Origin of the sequence: Streptomyces sp. NPDC088124 (genome assembly GCF_040685895.1) — a bacterium.
GTDB lineage: Bacteria > Actinomycetota > Actinomycetes > Streptomycetales > Streptomycetaceae > Streptomyces.
Window position 1 is genome coordinate 18,943 of record NZ_JBFBJB010000069.1, and the last position, 19,295, is coordinate 38,237.

Sequence of the window (19,295 nt, forward strand, 5' to 3'; positions counted from 1 at the left end):
ACAGACCGGTTCGGGTCAACCGGATCCGGACAGACCGAATATCGAAATTTTGCCAAACCGGGAAATACTCCGGTGTGTCGCGTTACCAACTCTTGGGGTTCTGCAAATCTTTTCCCGTACCCCCACCCACCCCGTCCCGGATTCCGCCGAGGAATCCACTCAGGACAGAGGAGAGCCATGCTCTACGGCAACGCCCTGCGGGAAGCGGTTCAATCGCCTCGCACCACACCGCTCATCGGTATTTACGACATGTACTCGGCCTCGATCGCGGCCCAGCACTACAACGGATTCTTCGTCTCGGGATTCGGCTTCGCCGCCTCGCACTACGGGCTCCCCGACATCGGATACATCGCGTGGCCCGACATGGTGGCCTTCGCCGAGCGGCTCCGGCTCGCCTTCCCCCGCCACCACATGCTGGTGGACATCGACGACGGTTACGTCGACCCCGAGGTCGCCTGCCACGTCGTGCAGCGGCTGGAGCGCGCCGGGGCCTCCGGGGTGATCCTGGAGGACCAGAAGCGGCCCCGCCGCTGCGGACACGCGGACGGCAAGCTGATCCTGCCCCTGGAGGAGTACCTGGCCAAGCTGGATCTGGTGCTGCGCAGCCGGGAGGACCTGCTCGTGGTGGCCCGTACGGACGCCACGGAGGAAGCGGAGATCATCCGGCGGGCCGAGGCGCTCGCGGAGACCGACGCGGACGTCGTCCTCGTCGACGGGGTGCGCAGCGTCGAATGGATCCGGAAGATCCGTTCGGTCGTCGGCGACAAGCCCCTGCTCTTCAACCAGATCGCGGGCGGAAAGTCGCCGCGGCTCTCGCTCACCGAACTCTCGGAACTCGGCGTCGATGTCGCCATCTACAGCACGCCGTGCCTATTCGCCGCGCACGGCGCGATCGACAGCGCGCTCATCGATCTGAAAATGGATGACGGGCGACTGCCCGACACCCGGGAAACCGGCGCCATCGGAGTGAAGGGCGCGACGGAACTGCTGGAGAAGAACATCAGCAGACATCACGACGTCCGGCATTCCATGCCCGTTCCCGCCTCCGTCTGAGCGGGCCGCGGAACGTCGTGCCGTCGAACCCTTTCCGGGCCGGCACCGGCCGCCACCGGAACACCACCGGCGGTTCCCGCCTGACACGCGGCTCCGCCGTGGGCGTCGTCGCCATGGCGGGCGCGAGCATCCTGTGCGCCGGTGCCGGGGCGCAGGCCGATGACGACGACTCGTCGGAGTCCGGGCCCGTCGCCGGGCGGAACGTCGGGCTCGTCGTGATCGACAACTCCCACGCCGATTCCTGGCTGGAGGTCGACCGCACCCTCAACACGCTGATCAGCAGCAAGGGGACGGCCGGCAGCGACCACGACGGGGGCGGCGGCGCGATCGACGTACGGACCGGGGACACCTCCGGCACCGCACCGGTCACGGCACCCGCACCGGCACCGGCACCGGTCACGGCACCCGCGCCTACGCCTGCGCCCGCACTCGCGCCCGCACCTGCACCCGCTCCCGGTGCAGAACAGGGACAGGGACAGGCACCACCACCGGCCCCCGCACCGGCCCCCGCGCGGGCCGCCAACTCCACGCCTTCGCTGCTCGGGTGGATCGCGCAGATCGGCCACCCCCCGTGGCAGGGCGACGACGGCGAAGGTGATTGACGTGAACCAGAAGTCCCGGCCGCCGTCCTGGCCGGGCCGGCTGAGGAAGGCGGTCGACCCCTACGTGGCCGCCCTCCTCGGTACGGTCGTGCTCGCCGCGCTGCTCCCCGCGACCGGGCGCGCCGCCGTGGCCGTCGGGGGCGCCGCCGACCTCGCCATCGGGCTGCTCTTCTTCCTCTACGGAGCGCGGCTCTCCACCCGGGAGGCGCTGGACGGCCTGCGCCGCTGGAAGCTCCATCTCGTCGTGGGCGCGGGCACGTTCGCGCTCTTCCCACTGCTCGGTGTGGCCGCGGGCGGCCTCGTACCGTATCTGCTCACCGACCAGTTGCACGTCGGTCTGCTCTTCCTCTGCGTCGTCCCCTCCACCGTCCAGTCCTCGATCGCCCTCACCTCCACCGCCCGGGGCAATGTGCCGGCCGCGATCTGCGCCGGCACGTACTCCAGCCTCGCCGGGATGGTCGCCACGCCGCTGCTGTCCGCCTGGCTGATCGGCGCCACCGCCACCTTCTCGGCGGAGCGGCTGCTCGCCATCGCGGTCCAGTTGCTGCTGCCGTTCCTCGCCGGACAGGTGCTGCGCCGCTGGATCGGCGGGTTCGTCGGGCGGCACAAGAGGGGACTCGCCCTGCTGGACCGGGGCTCGATCCTGCTCGTGGTGTACACGGCGTTCAGCCTGGGCGTGGCCGAGGGGATCTGGCAGCAGATCACTCCGGCGCGGCTGGCCGGCCTCCTGGGTGTGGTGGCGTGCCTGCTCGGGCTGGCGCTCACGACGACGGCGTACGCCGCGCGGCGGCTCGGCTTCGGCCGGGAGGACCGGATCACCATCGTCTTCTGCGGCTCGAACAAGAGCCTCGCGACGGGGCTGCCCATGGCGGCGGTGCTGTTCGGGGCCTCGGCGGGCCCGGTGATCCTGCCACTGATGCTCTACCACCAGCTCCAGTTGATGGTGTGCGCGGTCCTCGCGGCCCGCTGGGCCCGGCAGGCGCCGGAACCGGCGGACCCGTCGAAACCGGCGGAGCCTCTCGAACCGGCGGAACCGTCCGCACCGGTGGAATCCGCACCCGCGGCAGGGGCCGGTACGGCGTCCCGTCCGCCCGCGCGGAGTACGGCGGTCTGACGGGGGAACCGTACGGGGACACGGCACAGAACGCGCCACAGTACAACCGGCTCCGGGCGGGTCTCGCCCGGAGCCGGTTGACGCTCCGTTCACATACCCGCGCCCGGCCCGACGCGCAGGCACCGCACGCGTGATGACCGGTGAAACGTCCGCTTAACGAACAGGCAATTTCGGGCAGCGAACGAATTCCGGCCAACTTCTTGACGCGCCCCTGACAGGAACGCGTCACTGCTGCCACTCTTCCCCCGTTCTCCGCACCACCCCACCGCACACCGCTCCACACCGCTCCACACCGCTCCACACCGCTCCGCGTGCACTGTCCGGGTGACCCACCGGCCCGCCCGGTCCCCCCTCGCAGAAGGAGTTCGCGTGAGACCCACGCACAGACCCCGTCGGCGCGCCACGGCCACCGGCGCACTGATCGCCGCAGCAGCCCTTCTCACCGTCGGCGTCCAGGCCGGCACCGCCGCCGCGCAGCCGGACAGCGCGCCCGCCGCACCGGTCGCGGGCAAGGCCGATCCGGGTGCGCTGCCGCGCACGCTCTCCCCCGCCCAGCGCGCGGCGCTGCTGCGCGACGCCGACGCGACCAAGGCGGAGACCGCCGAGGAACTCAACCTCGGCGCCCAGGAGAAGCTGGTCGTCCGCGATGTCGTCCAGGACGTCGACGGCACCACGCACACCCGGTACGAGCGCACCTACCAGGGGCTGCCGGTCCTCGGCGGCGACCTCGTCGTCGCCGCGACGAAGGCGGGCACGACGCAGTCCGTGAGCAAGGCGTCCAAGTCCACGCTCACGAACGTCAGCACCGAGGCCGACGTGGCGGCCCCGGTCGCGGAGAGGCAGGCGCTGAGCGCCGCCGTGGCGGAGGGTTCGAAGAAGACCGAGGCCGAGCGCGCGCCGCGCAAGGTGGTCTGGATGGCGCAGGGTTCCCCCACCCTCGCCTACGAGACGGTCGTCGGCGGCCTCCAGCACGACGGCACCCCGAACGAGCTGCACGTCGTCACCGACGCGGCCACCGGCAAGAAGCTGTACCAGTGGCAGGCCGTCAAGAACGGTGTGGGCAACACCCAGTACAGCGGCCAGGTCACCCTCGGCTCCACCGCGTCGGGCTCGACGTACAACCTCACCGACGGGGGCCGCGGCAACCACCGTACGTACAACCTGAACCGCGGTACGTCGGGCACCGGGACGCTCTTCTCCAACTCCACCGACACATGGGGCAACGGCCTGCCCGCCAACCTGGAGACGGCGGGCGCCGACGCCGCGTACGGCGCGGCCGAGACGTGGGACTACTTCAAGAACGTGCACGGCCGCAACGGCATCCGCGGTGACGGTGTCGGCGCGTACTCCCGCGTCCACTACAGCAGCGGCTACGTCAACGCCTTCTGGCAGGACTCCTGCTTCTGCATGACGTACGGGGACGGTTCCGGCAACGCCAAGCCGCTGACCTCCATCGACGTGGCCGCCCACGAGATGTCCCACGGCGTCACCGCCAACACGGCCGGTCTGATCTACAGCGGCGAGTCCGGCGGTCTGAACGAGGCCACCTCCGACATCTTCGCCGCGGCCGTCGAGTTCTACTCCGACACCGCGAGCGACCCGGGCGACTACCTCGTCGGCGAGAAGATCGACATCAACGGCAACGGCACGCCGCTCCGTTACATGGACAAGCCGAGCAAGGACGGTGCCTCCAAGGACTACTGGTACTCCGGCATCGGCGGCGTCGACGTCCACTACTCCTCCGGCCCGGCGAACCACTTCTTCTACCTGCTCTCCGAGGGCAGCGGCGCCAAGACGGTCAACGGGGTCTCGTACGACTCCCCGACCTCCGACGGACTGCCGGTGACCGGCATCGGCCGGGAGAAGGCCGAGCAGATCTGGTTCAAGGCGCTCGCCACGAAGTTCACCACGACGACGAACTACGCGGCGGCCCGCACCGGCACGCTCGCGGTCGCCGGTGAGCTGTACGGCACGACCAGCGCCGAGTACACGGCCGTGCAGAACGCGTGGGCCGGCATCGCGGTCGGCCCCCGTCCGGGCAGCGGCGGCACGGGCCAGGCGTTCGAGTCCACGACGTCGATCGCCATCCCGGACAACGGCGCGGCGATCACCTCGCCGCTCGTCGTCTCGGGCGTCACGGGCAACGCCCCGTCCTCCCTCCAGGTCGACGTGAACATCACGCACACCTGGCGCGGTGACCTGGTCATCGACCTGGTGGGCCCGAGCGGCACCTCGTACCGGCTGAAGGCCGCGAGCAGCGGGGACTCGGCGGACAACGTGATCGAGACGTACTACGTCAACGCCTCGTCCGAGGTCGCGAACGGCACCTGGACGCTGAAGGTCCAGGATGTCGCGTCCCAGGACACGGGCCGGCTCAACAGCTTCAAGCTCACCTTCTGAAGGCTCATCTCCTGAGCCGTCGTTCCACGGAAGCCGCCCGGGGTGCCTCTGCGCCCCGGGCGGCGTCACGCCGCCGGGTCGGCGGCGCGGACGAGCTGGCGCAGCGCGCCGTAGAAGACCTCGTGGTCCACGACCGCGGGCAGGATCTCCGGGAGATGTCCGGTGAGCACCGGGAAGTCCTCGGGGTCCAGCGCCGCCAGTGCCGTACGGGTCGCCGTCACGCTCCCCCAGGGATCGCGGTGGTCGACGAAGGTGGCGCTGCCGAGTGTGAGCAGGTACATCCGGCGGTACGCGGCGATCGCCTCGCCCGGTGTCATCCCGGCGGCGACGCTGCCGGCGAGCTGCGGCTCCACCAGCCTGCCCAGCAGCCGGGGGCCGAGCCACGGGCGGCTGCCGCGCAGCGCGAGCAGCCCGGGGTGCGTGGTCAGCGTCGCGTACAGCGCCCGGAAGCGGGTCTCGGTCGCCTCGGCCCAGGCGGTGTCCGGCGGGATGTCGGGGAGGTCCGCGGCGAGATGGTCCGCGCAGAGGTCGAGCAGCCCGGCGAGGTCGGCGCAGCGGCGCTGGACGGTGGCGTGGGCGACGCCGAGGCGGGCGGCGAGGGTGCGGAAGCTCAGCGCTCCGGGGCCGTCCATGTCGATGATCGCCAGCGCGGTGGCGGCGATGCGCTCCGGGGTGGCGGCGTCGAGGGAAGCGGATTGCCTGGGCATGGGAGCCAGCGTACGGTACACCGTATCGGACTATCCACCGGTCCCCTCGGCCCCCGTTCCGGGAGCCCCGGGGCCCACCGGACCCTCGCGCCCCACCGGCAGGAGCCAGCACATGCCCGGAATCACCTACGACGACGTCAAGCAGGCGGCGGACCGCGTCGCCGGGCACGTCCGCCCCGTGGCCCTGGCCCCGGCGGACCCGGTGTCCGAAGCCGGTGCGGAGATCTGGCTGGCGCTGGAGTACCTCCAGTACACCGGCAGCTTCAAGGCCCGCGGCGCGCAGAACTTCCTCCGCGCCCACCGCGCCTCCGGCACCCTGCCGGCCGCGGGCGTGACCATCGCCTCGGGCGGCAACGCCGGGCTCGCCTGCGCGTGGGCGGCGCGGCAGCAGGGCGTACGGGCGACGGTCTTCCTGCCGGAGTCGGCCCCGCCGGTGAAGGTCGGCCGGCTCCGGTCGTACGGCGCCGACGTGCGGCTGACCGGGGCCACGTACGGTGCGGCGCTCACCGCGTGCGAGGAGTTCGCCGCCACGAGCGGCGCGCTCGCCTCGCACGCGTACGACCATCCGCTGATCGCGGCCGGCGCGGGCACTTTGATGGAGGAGATCCACGCCCGGCTCCCGGAGCTGGACACGGTGGTGGTGTCCGTGGGCGGCGGCGGGCTGTTCACGGGCGTCGCCACCGCCGCGCTGCACCACGGCGTACGGGTCGTGGCGGTCGAGCCCGAGCACTGCCGGGCCCTGAACGCGGCGCTGGAGGCGGGGCGCCTGGTGGACGTGCCGGTCGACTCGGTCGCCGCCGACTCCCTGGGCGCGTCCCGTGCCTCGGCGATGGCCCTGTCCACCGCGGGGCGGGACGGGGTGCGTTCGGTTCTCGTCCCGGACACCGCGATCACCGCGGCCCGGCAGTCCCTGTGGGACGGCCACCGGATCGCGGTGGAGCACGCCGCGTCGACGGCGCTGGCCGCCCTCACCCACGCCCCGGAGGAGGGGCGGTACGGCTACCGGCCCGCCCCCGGGGAGCGCGTGTGCGTGGTGCTGTGCGGCGCCAACACGGACCCCGGCTCGCTGTCCTGAACCGGCGTCCCGGCCCGGCGTCTCAGGCACATGGGGGCGCGCGGCTCAGCGCATGAGCACCCCCGCGCCCTCCCCCGTCGCCTCCGTCGGCAGCGCCACCAGCCCGAGGTCCGCGCTGGTGGACAGCAGCGGGTGCGCGGGCAGGACGCGGACGGTGTAGCCGTAGGGGCCCGTACGGTCCAGGGCGAGCGGGCCCTCGTACACCCAGCGGCCCTCCAGGTCGGGGCCGCCCGCCGGTTTGAGCGGGAAGGGCCGCGCGTCCACGAGCGCGTCGTCCGTGCCGACCCGGCCCGCGACGGCCTGCACCTCGACGTCGTCCGGGCGGAGTTCGCCGAGGCCGACGCTCACCCGGAGGGTGAGCGTGGAGCCCAGCTCGGTACTGCCCCCGGTGCCGGTGGCCGCCACCGCCTCCACGTGGTCGACGGAGACGTACGGCCAGAGCGTGCGCGTCCGGTACTTCCAGGCGGCCAGCTCCGCCGCCGTACCGCCGTCGAGCGCGCGGTGGGCGCGGGCGGCCGGGGCGTAGAGCCGCTCCACGTACTCGCGCACCATGCGTCCGGCGAGCACCTTCGGCCCCAGGGTGACCAGGGTGCTGCGGACCATCTCGATCCAGCGGCCGGGCAGTCCGTCGGCACCGCTGTCGCCCCGGTCGTAGAAGCGGGGCGCGACCCGGTCCTCGATGAGTTCGTAGAGGGCGTTCGCCTCCAGGTCGTCCCGGCGGTTCTCGTCGGTGCTCGCGGTGTCGGCGGTGGGGATCGCCCAGCCGAAGTCGGGCTCGAACCACTCGTCCCACCAGCCGTCCAGCACCGACAGGTTGAGGCAGCCGTTGAGCGCGGCCTTCATCCCGCTGGTGCCGCACGCCTCCAGCGGGCGCAGCGGGTTGTTGAGCCAGACGTCGCAGCCGGGGTAGAGCTTCTGCGCCATGCCCATGCCGTAGTCGGGCAGGAAGACGATGCGGTGCCGGACGCGCGGGTCGTCGGAGAACCGCACCAGTTCGCGCACCAGCCGCTTCCCGCCGTCGTCCGCCGGATGCGCCTTCCCGGCGACGACGATCTGGACCGGCCGCTCGGGGTGGAGCAGCAACTCCGTGAGGCGGTCCCGGTCGCGCAGCATGAGCGTGAGGCGTTTGTACGAGGGGACGCGGCGGGCGAAGCCGATGGTCAGGACGTCCGGGTCGAGGACGCCGTCGATCCAGCCCAGTTCGGCGTCCTCGGCGCCGCGCAGCCGCCAGGAGGCGCGGAGCCGTTCGCGTACCTCGGCGACGAGCCGGGCGCGCAGCGTCCGGCGTACGTCCCAGAGGTCGGCGTCCGGGGTCCCGGCGAAGTCGGGGAGATCCGCGGGGCCGGGGTGGCCGGCGCCGTTCCCCCGGGCGCCGAGGCGGGTCACCTCGGGGGCGGTCCAGGTCGGTGCGTGCACCCCGTTGGTCACGGAGGTGATGGGCACCTCCGCCGGGTCGAAGCCCGGCCAGAGCCCGGCGAACATCTCCCGGCTGACGGCGCCGTGCAGGGTGGAGACCCCGTTGGCGCGCTGGGCGAGCCGCAGCCCCATGACCGCCATGTTGAACAGGTGCGGTTCGCCGCCGGGGTAGCTCTCCACGCCGAGGCCGAGGACCCGTTCCACGGGTACGCCGGGGAGCTCGCCGTCGTCGCCGAAGTGGCGGGCGACCAGGTCGCGGTCGAAACGGTCGATGCCGGCCGGGACGGGGGTGTGCGTGGTGAAGACCGTGCCGGCGCGGACCGCCTCCAGCGCGGCCTCGAACCCCATGCCCGTACCGGTTCCGGGGGCTCCCGTGCCGGACAGGGCCTCGGCCGGTGTGCTGACGAGTTCGCGGATGCGTTCCAGGCCGAGGAAGCCGGCGTGCCCCTCGTTGGTGTGGAACACCTCGGGCGCGGGGTGGCCGGTGAGCCGGCAGTACGTACGGAGCGCGCGGACGCCGCCGATGCCGAGCAGCATCTCCTGGAGGAGGCGGTGCTCGCTGCCGCCGCCGTAGAGCCGGTCGGTGACATCGCGTTCGCCGGGGCCGTTCTCCTCGACGTCCGAGTCGAGCAGCAGCAGCGGGACCCGGCCGACCTGGGCCTGCCAGACGCAGGCGCGCAGGGTGCGGTGGCCCGGCAGGGCGAGGGTGACCCGCGCGGCGGTGCCGTCCGCCTCGCGCAGCAGGGTCAGCGGCAGCTCGTTGGGGTCGAGGACCGGGTACTGCTCCTGCTGCCAGCCGTCCCGCGAGAGCGACTGGCGGAAGTAGCCGTGCCGGTAGAGCAGTCCGACGCCGATGAGCGGTACGCCGAGATCGCTGGCGGCCTTGAGGTGGTCACCGGCGAGGATGCCGAGGCCGCCGGAGTACTGCGGCAGCGCGGCCGTGACCCCGAACTCCGGCGAGAAGTAGCCAATGGCGGCGGGCAGTTCGCCGGTCCCGCGCGCGCTCCCGCGTACGCCCCCTTCCGCGCCGGTCTCCCCCCCGCCGACGGCATGCTCCTGGTACCAGCGGGCGCCGTGCAGATAGGTGTCGAGATCGGCGGCTGCGGCGGTGAGCCGGTCGAGGAAAGCGCGGTCGGCGGCCAGCTCCGCGAGGCGGGCGGCGGAGACGCCGCCCAGCATCCGTACGGGGTCGGCACCCGCGGCGCGCCACCCGGCGGGGTCGACGGACTCGAAGAGTTCGCGGGTCTCCGGCTGCCATGACCAGCGCAGATTGCGGGCGAGGTCGCTGAGGGGTTGGAGCGGTTCTGGCAGGACGGGGCGGACGGTGAACCGACGGATTGCCTTCACGTGTTCCACCTTCGCAACCGGGGGGTCGGACAGCCGGACGGCAGAAGAGCCGCAGCGGACACACCGCACGGTGCGTCCGCCTCTCCTCGAAGGTAGCCCTACCCCGCCGCGCGGGACCACGGCGCACACGTGGCCGCGAATGCACTCCATTCGCTCCCTCCCCGGTGGTTTCCCCGGTTGTCCCGTCGGTGATATCCGGGACGTGGTGGGGACATCGGCGCCGGGGCACCGGAGCGGTCCGGCGCCGCGACACGCGGCACCGTCCTTATCGGCCGAAACCCACCCCCTCACGGCATGCATGACCCGATCCGGCCGGAGTAGGAGGAGTTAACACACCGCTGGATTACCGCCCCGAAACGAGTGGGAAGGCTCCAGCGGTACCTACCGCACACGAGCGCGTCTCGTCCCGATTTCCAGCGCTATTCGAGTGAACGCGGACAGGAGCGGCCATGCTCGCAGCCTCGCAGTCGCCCACAGAGCAGCTACAAAGAGCATTAAAACCACACAAAGCTCGTACACCTTCTCTCGTCACGGCACTGCAGCCGCTCCACTCGCGCCATCCGCTTCACCCGCCCTGCCTGTCAAGCCCGCACAGCCCTCAGGTGATCCAGTGAAACCGCTGATCGGACGCATTCCCGTCCTGGACGTACGCCCGCTCGTCGACTGTGGAAGACGCCCCGCGAAGGCGGTGGTCGGTGAATCCTTCCAGGTCACCGCGACCGTCTTCCGCGAAGGCCATGACGCCGTCGCCGCCAATGTCGTTCTCGTGGACCCGGGCGGACGCCCCGGCCCGTGGACCCCGATGTGTGAACTCGCCCCCGGCACCGACCGGTGGGGCGCGGAGGTCACCCCCACCGGGGAAGGCCGGTGGACGTATACGGTCGAGGCGTGGAGCGACCCCGTCGCGACCTGGCGCCACGCCGCCGGCATCAAGATTCCGGCCGGTGCCACCGACATCCCCCTCGTCCTCGCGGAGGGCGCCGAGTTGTACGAGCGCGCCGCCGCCGGGGTGCCCAAGCGCGACGGCCGGGAGGCGGTGCTCGCCGCCGCCGACACCCTGCGGGACACCGCGCTGCCCGCCGCCGCCCGGCTCGCCGCCGCGCTCGCCCCCGAGGCCACCGCGGCCCTCGACCGCCATCCGCTGCGCGAACTGGTCAGCGCCGCACGCCCGGTGCCGCTGCTCGTCGAGCGCCCGCGCGCGCTGTACGGATCGTGGTACGAGCTCTTCCCGCGCTCCGAGGGCGCGGTCGTCCGGCAGGGCGAGCCGCCGGTGAGCGGCACCTTCAGAACGGCGGCCGAGCGGCTGCCCGCCGTGGCCGCGATGGGGTTCGACGTCGTCTATCTGCCACCGATCCACCCCATCGGCACCACGTTCCGCAAGGGCCCCAACAACAGCCTCACGCCCGGCCCCGAGGATGTCGGGGTGCCGTGGGCGATCGGCTCGGCCGAGGGCGGCCACGACGAGATCCACCCGGCCCTGGGGACGATCGAGGACTTCGACCACTTCGTGGAGACGGCCCGCACCCTGCGGATGGAGATCGCGCTCGACTTCGCGCTCCAGTGCTCGCCGGACCACCCGTGGGTCGAGAAGCACCCGGAGTGGTTCCACCACCGCGCGGACGGCTCCGTCGCGTACGCGGAGAACCCGCCGAAGAAGTACCAGGACATCTATCCGATCGCCTTCGACAGCGATCTGCGCGGGCTGGTCCGGGAGACCACCCGTGTCCTGCGGTACTGGATGGCGCACGGCGTCCGCATCTTCCGCGTCGACAATCCGCACACGAAGCCGGTGCTCTTCTGGGAGAAGGTCATCGCGAACATCAACCGTACGGACCCGGACGTCATCTTCCTGGCGGAGGCGTTCACCCGGCCCGCCATGATGCGGACGCTCGGCGCGGTCGGCTTCCAGCAGTCGTACACGTACTTCACGTGGCGTAACAGCAAGCAGGAGCTGACGGAGTACCTGACGGAGCTGTCGGGTGAGTCGGCCTGGTCCATGCGGCCCAACTTCTTCGTCAACACACCGGACATCCTGCACGCCTACCTCCAGGACGGCGGCCGCCCCGCCTTCGAGACGCGGGCGGTGCTCGCGGCGACGATGGCGCCCACCTGGGGGGTGTACGCGGGGTACGAACTCTGCGAGAACACACCGCTCAAGCCGGGCAGCGAGGAGTACCTCGACTCGGAGAAGTACCAGCTCAGGCCCCGTGACTGGGAGGCGGCCGAGCGTGAGGGCCGGACGATCGCGCCGCTGATCACATCACTCAACCGGATCAGACGGCACCACCCCGCCCTCCAGCAGCTCCGCGACATCCACTTCCACCACGCCGACAACGACGCGGTCATCGCGTACAGCAAGAGGTCGGGCACGGACATCGTTCTGGTGGTCGTCAACCTCGACCCCCACCACACCCAGGAGGCGACGGTCTCGTTGGACAGGGCACGGCTCGGCCTCGCATCGATGGAGGGCCACGAGACCGTGCCGGTGCGCGACGAGCTCACCGGCGAGACCTATCACTGGGGCAGCTCCTTCTATGTGCGCCTGGAGCCGGGCGTCACGCCCGCGCACATCGTGGTGCTGCGACCGTCCCCGCCGATCGGAGGGTCACCCACATCATGATCGTCAATGAGCCCGTCCACGACACGTTCGAGGACACCCCGGCCACGGACCGCGATCCCGACTGGTTCAAGCGCGCCGTCTTCTACGAGGTCCTGGTGCGTTCGTTCCAGGACAGCAACGGCGACGGCATCGGTGATCTCAAGGGCATCACCGCCAAGCTGGACTACCTGCAATGGCTCGGGGTCGACTGCCTCTGGCTGCCGCCGTTCTTCAAGTCGCCGCTGCGCGACGGGGGCTACGACGTCTCCGACTACACGGCGGTCCTCCCCGAGTTCGGCGACCTCGCCGACTTCGTGGAGTTCGTCGACGCCGCGCACCAGCGCGGCATGCGCGTGATCATCGACTTCGTCATGAACCACACGAGCGATCAGCACGACTGGTTCCAGGAGTCCCGCAAGGACCCCGAGGGTCCGTACGGCGACTACTACGTCTGGGCCGACGACGACAAGGCGTTCCAGGACGCGCGGATCATCTTCGTCGACACGGAGACGTCGAACTGGACCTTCGACCCGGTGCGCAAGCAGTACTACTGGCACCGCTTCTTCTCCCACCAGCCCGATCTCAACTACGAGAACCCGAAGGTGCAGGAGGAGATCGTCTCCGCGCTGCGCTTCTGGCTGGACCTGGGCATCGACGGCTTCCGGCTCGACGCCGTGCCGTACCTGTACCAGGAGGAGAACACCAACTGCGAGAACCTGCCGGCCACCCACGAGTTCCTGAAGCGGGTACGGGCGGAGATCGACGCGAACTACCCCGACACCGTGATCCTCGCCGAGGCCAACCAGTGGCCGGAGGACGTCGTCGACTACTTCGGCGACTACGCGAAGGGGGGCGACGAATGCCACATGGCGTTCCACTTCCCGGTGATGCCGCGGATCTTCATGGCCGTACGGCGCGAGTCCCGCTACCCGGTCTCGGAAATCCTGGCGAAGACCCCGGCGATCCCGAGCAGCTGCCAGTGGGGCATCTTCCTGCGCAACCACGACGAGCTGACCCTCGAAATGGTCACGGACGAAGAGCGCGACTACATGTACGCGGAGTACGCCAAGGATCCGCGGATGCGCGCCAACATCGGCATCCGGCGCCGGCTCGCCCCGCTGCTGGACAACGACCGCAACCAGATCGAGCTGTTCACGGCGCTGCTGCTGTCGCTGCCCGGCTCCCCGATCCTCTATTACGGGGACGAGATCGGGATGGGCGACAACATCTGGCTGGGCGACCGGGACGCCGTACGGACACCGATGCAGTGGACCCCGGACCGGAACGCGGGCTTCTCGTCCAGCGACCCCGGGCGGCTCTATCTGCCGACGATCATGGACCCGGTCTACGGCTACCAGGTCACCAACGTGGAGGCGGCGATGGCGTCGCCGTCCTCGCTGCTGCACTGGACCCGGCGGATGATCGAGATCCGGAAGCAGAACCCGGCCTTCGGGCTCGGCTCGTACACGGAGCTGCCGTCGTCCAACCCGGCGGTGCTCGCCTTCCTGCGCGAGGCGCCCTCCCAGGAGGGCGAGGGCGACGACCTGGTGCTGTGCGTCCACAACTTCTCGCGTTTCGCACAGCCGACGGAGCTGGACCTGAAGACGTTCAGCGGCCGGCACCCGGTGGAGCTGATCGGCGGGGTGCGGTTCCCCGCGATCGGTGAATGGCCGTATCTGCTGACCCTGGCGGGTCACGGCTTCTACTGGTTCAGGCTGCGGAAGGACGCCGCCGCCGCGCCTCCGGCGTGAGCCGCGTTCCCCTCGTGGATGTCCTCGCGGATGTCCTTGTGGATGCCCCCGCGGGTGTTCTTGTGGATGTCCCCGCGGGTGTCCTCGTGAGTGTGGGACACCCAGCCCTCCGGGGGTGAGACGCGGGGCGTCCCGGGCGTGCGCCGCGGGCCCGCCCGGGCGTGCGCCGCGCACTCCCTCCTGCCCAGAGGGCCCTTGTGACACGGTGTTAACGCGTGTCGTGGTGCGGGGCGGTTTCCACCGCCTCGCACGGGGCACTCTCCTCCACATCCAGTTCGATCGATTCGATCAAATTCGTATCGAGTTCGTACGGAATCGATCCGTACGGATCATCCTCACCCGACACGTCCCGCACAGCCGGACAGCCATTGCCGCAATCCGGGACACTCTGCGCATCCTGTGGTGTGCCCGGGGAAAGGACGCGATGCCATGTCGAAGGCGGCATCCACCCGGATTACTCCGGGTCTCGCTGACCGAAGCCACCCTCCGCAGGACCCCGTCACGTCCCCGGCCCAGGACGCCCGCCCCGACCACGGCGTTCCCCGGCTCAGGAGTGCCCCGTCCCCGCCGTCCGGGGCCCAGGCATCCGCTCCCGCTCTCTCCGACGCCGAGGCAGGCGCCCTGGTCGGCTCGCTCGCGCCGCTCCTCCGGGAATGGCTGCCCCGCCAGCGCTGGTTCGCCGGCAAGGGCCGGCCGGTCACCGGCTTCGTCCCGGTCGCCGTCACCGAGCTGCGGGCGCCGGGCGCCGGCGGCCCTGGACTGCTCCATCTGCTCGTACGGGTCGAGCAGCACGGCGCCGCGGGCCCGGCCCCGGCGGCCGGCCGGTACCAGGACTGCTACCAGCTCCTCCTCGGCGTGCGGCACTCGCTGCCCGCCTCTCTCGCCGCCGCCGCGATCGGCCAGGTGGAGCAGGGACCGCTGGCCGGCCGCACCGTCTACGAGGGCCTCCACGACCCGCGCGTCGCCGACCTGCTGCTGGAGCGGCTGCGCACCCCGGGCGCGCGCGGGCCACTGCGGTTCTGCCGCGCGGCGCCCGTCCCTGCCGGTCTCACGGGCCGGCTGCTCGACGCCGAACAGTCCAACTCGTCGCTGGTGTACGGAACCGGGACGGACGCCATCGCCGTGGACGGTGGCTCGGACGCGTACATCCTGAAGATCCTGCGCCGGGTCTTCCCCGGCCCCCATCCGGATCTGGAGCTGCCGCTCGCCCTGGCCGCCGAGGGATGCGAGCGGGTGCCCGCGCCGGTCGGCTGGATCGAGGCGGCCGACCCGTCGGGCGGCGGCCGGCCCGGCGGCGGCGAGACCCTGGCGCTCGGAGTGCTCCAGCCGTATCTGCGCGACTCCCGGGACGGCTGGCGCCTGGCGCTGGCGGCGCTCACCGAGAACCGGGAGTTCACCGCGGAGGCGCGGGCGCTGGGCCGGGCCACCGCCGAGGTGCACACCGCGCTGGCCGCCGCGCTGCCGACGGTGACGCTGGGCCGCCGGCAGACCGCGCACCTCGCCGAGGGAATGTCCGAACGGCTGGCGGCGGCGGCGCGCGCCGTGCCCGCGCTGCTGCCGTACGTCCCCGGGCTGCGCACCGCGTTCGACGCGCTCGCCGGGCCGGCCGGGGCGGGGCGCGGCCGGTCCGCGCAACGGGTGCACGGCGACCTCCATCTCGGCCAGGCCCTGCGGACCCCGGACGGCCGCTGGTCGGTCATCGACTTCGAGGGCGAACCCGCCAGGCCACTCGCCGAACGGCGCCGGCCGCAGCCGCCGGTCCGCGATGTCGCGGGCATGCTCAGGTCCTTCGACTACGCGGCGCGCCAGCACGAGCCGTGGCGCCCCGACTGGGCGGCGCGCTGCCGCGCGGCGTACTGCGAGGGGTACGCCGCCGCCTCGGGCACCGATCCGCGGGCGGAGCCCGAGCTGCTGCGCGCGTACGAGACGGACAAGGCGGTGTACGAGGTCCTGTACGAGGCGAGGCACCGCCCCGACTGGCTCCCGGTCCCGATGGCGGCGATCCGCCGGCTCGCCGCGGGCACCTGACCCGCGCCGCCCGTCCTTCGCGGTCCTCGCTCCTCCCCCGTTTCTCCCCTCCCTCATTCCCCCTCCCCCTGTCCCCCCTCCCCCTGTCCCCCTCCCCCTCCGTTCGACAACGAAGCCCCTTCGAGGAGGCAGCCCCCGTGACCGCCCGCACGCCGTCCGACCGTTCGTCCGACCGGACGCCCAAACCCGCGTCGAAGCCCGCGTCGAAGTCCGCGTCGAAGTCCGCGTCGAAGCCGAAGCCGAAGACCAAGACCACGCCGAAGACCAAGCCGAAGGCCGCGTCACCGGCCGCCGCCCTCCCGATCCCGGCCCCCGCGACGGCACCCGCACCCCCCGCGGCTCCCGCGACCGCCGCGCCCCGGGTGCGGGTCGCGCCGCCGCTGGACGCGGGTGACCGGGACCGGCTGCTCAGCGGGACCCACCACGATCCGCACGGGCTGCTGGGGGCGCACCCCGTGCCGGACGGGGTGGCGATCCGGGTGCTGCGGCCGTACGCGCGGGCCGTCACCGTATGCGCCACGGATCTGCGAACGGAGCTGAGAGACGACGGGGACGGCTTCTTCTCCGGTGTCCTGCCGCTGCGCACGGTGCCCGCGTACACGTTGCTCGTCCGGTACGGCGAGGGCGCCGACGGCGACGGCGACGGTGACTCCGCGGCCGAGCCGGACGAGCTGGAGGTGGGGGACCCGTACCGCTTCCTGCCCGCGCTCGGGGATCTCGATCTGCATCTGATCCGCGAGGGGCGGCACGAGGAGCTGTGGAAGGCGCTCGGTGCCCGGACGATGACCCACCAGGGGGTGACCGGCACCCGGTTCACCCTCTGGGCGCCGAACGCTCGGGGGGTGCGGATCGCCGGTGACTTCAACTACTGGGACGGTACGAGTCTGCCCATGCGCTCGCTCGGCTCCTCGGGGGTGTGGGAGCTGTTCGTGCCGGGGATCGGCGAGGGCGCCCTCTACAAGTTCGACATCGCCCGCCCCGACGGCTCGCACACCCTGCGCGCCGACCCGATGGCCCGGCGTACGGAGGTGCCGCCCGCGACCGCCTCGATCGTCACCGAGTCCCACCATGTCTGGCGGGACGCGGAGTGGCTGGCGCGGCGCGGCGAACAACCGGTGTACGAGGCGCCGTTCTCCGTCTACGAAGTACATCTCGCCTCCTGGCGCCCGGGACTGACCTATCGACAGCTGGCCGCGCAACTCCCCGCGTACGTCAAGGACCTGGGCTTCACCCACGTCGAGCTGATGCCGGTGGCGGAGCATCCCTTCGGCGGTTCGTGGGGGTATCAGGTCACCGGGTTCTACGCGCCGACGGCCCGCATGGGGACGCCCGACGACTTCCGGTTCCTGGTGGACTCCCTGCACCGGGCGGGCGTCGGGGTACTCGTCGACTGGGTGCCCGCCCACTTCCCGAAGGACGAGTGGGCGCTGGCGTGCTTCGACGGCCGGCCGCTGTACGAGCACGCGGATCCGCGGCGGGCCGAGCACCCGGACTGGGGGACGCTGGAGTTCGACTACGGGCGCACGGAGGTCCGTAACTTCCTGGTCGCCAACGCGGTCTACTGGTGCGAGGAGTTCCACATCGACGGGCTGCGGGTGGACGCGGTCGCCTCGATGCTCTACCTCGACTACTCGCGCGAGGAGGGCGAGTGGTCCCCGAACGAGAACGGCGGGCGGGAGAACCTGGACGCGGTGGCGTTCCTCCAGGAGATGAACGCGACGGTCTACCGCCGCTGTCCGGGCGTCGTGACGATCGCCGAGGAGTCCACCGCCTGGAACGGTGTCACCCGCGCCACCCACCAGGTGGGCCCCGACGGGCTCGGCGGGCTGGGGTTCGGGCTGAAGTGGAACATGGGATGGATGCACGACTCGCTGGGCTATGTCTCGAAGGAGCCGGTGCACCGCAAGTACCACCACGGGGAGATGACGTTCTCCATGGTGTACGCGTACAGCGAGAACTACGTCCTGCCGATCTCGCACGACGAGGTCGTGCACGGCAAGCGCGCGCTGGTGGCGAAGATGCCCGGCGACTGGTGGCAGCAGCGCGCGAACGAGCGGGCGTACCTGGGCTTCATGTGGGCCCATCCCGGCAAGCAACTCCTCTTCATGGGGCAGGAGTTCGCGCAGGGAGCGGAGTGGTCGGAGGGCCACGGCCCGGACTGGTGGCTGCTGGACCCGTCGTACGAGGCCGAGCCCGACCACCGGGGCGTGCGCGACCTGGTCCGGCAACTCAACACGGTGTACGGTGCGACGCCGGCGCTCTGGCAGCGGGACACCGTCCCGGAGGGTTTCGCCTGGGTGGACGGTGACGCGGGCGAGGACAACGTCTTCGCCTTCCTGCGCTTCGACGCCCAGGGCGCGCCGCTGCTGGCGGTCTCGCACTTCTCGCCGGTGGTGCGCCACCAGTACCGGCTGGGCGTACCCGAGGAGTTCACGGCCTGGACGGAGGTCCTCAACACCGACGAGGCACGGTACGGCGGCGGCGACATCCGCAACCAGGAGCCGCTGAAGCCGGAGTCGGTGGCCGCGCACGGCAGGCCGACGAGCATCCAGCTCACGCTGCCACCGCTGGCGACGGTCTGGCTGCGGCCGGTGTGACACCCCGGCCGCGCGGCTTTGACTGACGTACCATCAGCCGTGCCTGGCCCCGCCGGATCCGCTCGCCGGCGGGGCCACCGCGTCAACGATCGATCAGTTGCAGGGGAACACGTACGAGGACTTGTAGTTGATCGACAGATTGGTCGAGCTCGTGCCCATCTTGGCGGTCACCGGGGCGCACGCGAAGCTGGTGACGTAGACGGGACCGGCGTACGAGCTGAAGTTTCCGCTGTCGGTGTCACAGGACGTGCCGCCCACCTTGCAGACCTGCAGGTACATGTAGCGCGACGCGCCGACGTTGTTGTCCATGATGGCGCAGCCGTTGCCGCTGTTCCCGTAGGAGAACAGCGTCGCCAGGCGCAGGTCGGGGTCGGTGCCCACGGGCAGCGGGATGGCCTTCTGCAGGGTGTAGCCGGTGCCGCAGACGGTCGCGGCGGCCGCGGCCGCCTGGGGGTCGTCCTTCGCGATGGCCTTGGTGGTGGCGTCGGCCTCGCTCGACACGCGCACGGTGGGCGCCTCGGCGGCGATGGCCTGCGGAGCGGTCAGGACAGCGGCGAACAGGGCGGCGGCCGCGACGGCGACACGCATGGCGATGGATCTCATCAT

General features: G+C 71.6%; 13 protein-coding genes. 9 read left to right on the forward strand and 4 right to left on the reverse strand.

Annotated features, from left to right (window positions below):
• Nucleotides 1-177 precede the first annotated feature (177 nt).
• From AB0P17_RS37260 to AB0P17_RS37275, 4 genes are all read left to right on the forward strand, one after another.
• Nucleotides 178-1,053, forward strand: coding sequence for an isocitrate lyase/PEP mutase family protein (locus AB0P17_RS37260; protein ID WP_365818388.1), 876 nt, complete (start codon nucleotides 178-180; stop codon nucleotides 1,051-1,053).
• Nucleotides 1,054-1,070: 17 nt separating this feature from the next.
• Nucleotides 1,071-1,655, forward strand: a complete 585-nt coding sequence (locus AB0P17_RS37265) for a hypothetical protein (RefSeq protein ID WP_365818390.1) — start codon at nucleotides 1,071-1,073, stop codon at nucleotides 1,653-1,655.
• Nucleotides 1,651-2,769 carry a bile acid:sodium symporter family protein gene (locus AB0P17_RS37270; protein ID WP_365818419.1) on the forward strand — a complete coding sequence of 373 codons (1,119 nt, stop codon included), beginning with the start codon at nucleotides 1,651-1,653 and terminating at the stop codon, nucleotides 2,767-2,769. Before AB0P17_RS37265 ends, AB0P17_RS37270 begins: the two co-directional genes overlap by 5 nt.
• 369 nt (nucleotides 2,770-3,138) lie before the next feature.
• Nucleotides 3,139-5,169: a M4 family metallopeptidase gene (locus tag AB0P17_RS37275; RefSeq protein ID WP_365818392.1), complete on the forward strand. Its 2,031-nt coding sequence runs from the start codon at nucleotides 3,139-3,141 to the stop codon at nucleotides 5,167-5,169.
• 65 nt (nucleotides 5,170-5,234) lie between these two features.
• Here the strand turns inward: AB0P17_RS37275 and AB0P17_RS37280 are convergent, their stop codons facing one another.
• Nucleotides 5,235-5,876, reverse strand: a complete 642-nt coding sequence (locus tag AB0P17_RS37280) for a TetR/AcrR family transcriptional regulator C-terminal domain-containing protein (protein ID WP_365818394.1) — start codon at nucleotides 5,874-5,876, stop codon at nucleotides 5,235-5,237.
• Nucleotides 5,877-5,988: 112 nt separating this feature from the next.
• On the opposite strand from AB0P17_RS37280, the gene AB0P17_RS37285 reads away from it, so the two are divergent.
• On the forward strand, nucleotides 5,989-6,951 hold the full coding sequence (locus AB0P17_RS37285) for a threonine/serine dehydratase (protein WP_365818396.1): 963 nt from the start codon (nucleotides 5,989-5,991) through the stop codon (nucleotides 6,949-6,951).
• A 45-nt stretch (nucleotides 6,952-6,996) separates the two neighbouring features.
• Here AB0P17_RS37285 and glgP read toward each other — a convergent pair whose 3' ends face one another.
• Nucleotides 6,997-9,714: an alpha-glucan family phosphorylase gene (glgP, locus tag AB0P17_RS37290; protein ID WP_365818398.1), complete on the reverse strand. Its 2,718-nt coding sequence runs from the start codon at nucleotides 9,712-9,714 to the stop codon at nucleotides 6,997-6,999.
• Between the two features lie 619 nt (nucleotides 9,715-10,333).
• Here glgP and AB0P17_RS37295 point away from each other — a divergent pair.
• Both AB0P17_RS37295 and treS read left to right on the forward strand, forming a co-directional pair.
• Entirely contained in the window at nucleotides 10,334-12,334 is a 2,001-nt protein-coding gene (locus AB0P17_RS37295; RefSeq protein ID WP_365818421.1) for an alpha-1,4-glucan--maltose-1-phosphate maltosyltransferase, read from the forward strand.
• Nucleotides 12,331-14,064, forward strand: a complete 1,734-nt coding sequence (gene treS, locus AB0P17_RS37300; RefSeq protein ID WP_365818400.1) for a maltose alpha-D-glucosyltransferase — start codon at nucleotides 12,331-12,333, stop codon at nucleotides 14,062-14,064. The genes AB0P17_RS37295 and treS overlap by 4 nt, the downstream gene beginning before the upstream one ends.
• On the opposite strand, the gene AB0P17_RS37305 is transcribed toward treS, so the two are convergent.
• The gene (locus tag AB0P17_RS37305) at nucleotides 14,016-14,165 is read right to left on the reverse strand and encodes a hypothetical protein (protein WP_365818402.1); all 150 of its coding nucleotides are present in this window, start codon (nucleotides 14,163-14,165) and stop codon (nucleotides 14,016-14,018) included. The two genes, treS and AB0P17_RS37305, sit on opposite strands and share 49 nt — an antisense overlap.
• A gap of 328 nt (nucleotides 14,166-14,493) precedes the next feature.
• Here AB0P17_RS37305 and AB0P17_RS37310 point away from each other — a divergent pair, with 328 nt between their 5' ends.
• The gene (locus AB0P17_RS37310) at nucleotides 14,494-16,092 is read left to right on the forward strand and encodes a phosphotransferase (RefSeq protein WP_365818404.1); all 1,599 of its coding nucleotides are present in this window, start codon (nucleotides 14,494-14,496) and stop codon (nucleotides 16,090-16,092) included.
• A gap of 137 nt (nucleotides 16,093-16,229) precedes the next feature.
• Entirely contained in the window at nucleotides 16,230-18,689 is a 2,460-nt protein-coding gene (gene glgB, locus AB0P17_RS37315) for a 1,4-alpha-glucan branching enzyme (protein ID WP_365818406.1), read from the forward strand.
• 93 nt (nucleotides 18,690-18,782) lie between these two features.
• On the opposite strand, the gene AB0P17_RS37320 is transcribed toward glgB, so the two are convergent.
• On the reverse strand, nucleotides 18,783-19,295 hold the full coding sequence (locus AB0P17_RS37320) for a hypothetical protein (RefSeq protein WP_365818408.1): 513 nt from the start codon (nucleotides 19,293-19,295) through the stop codon (nucleotides 18,783-18,785).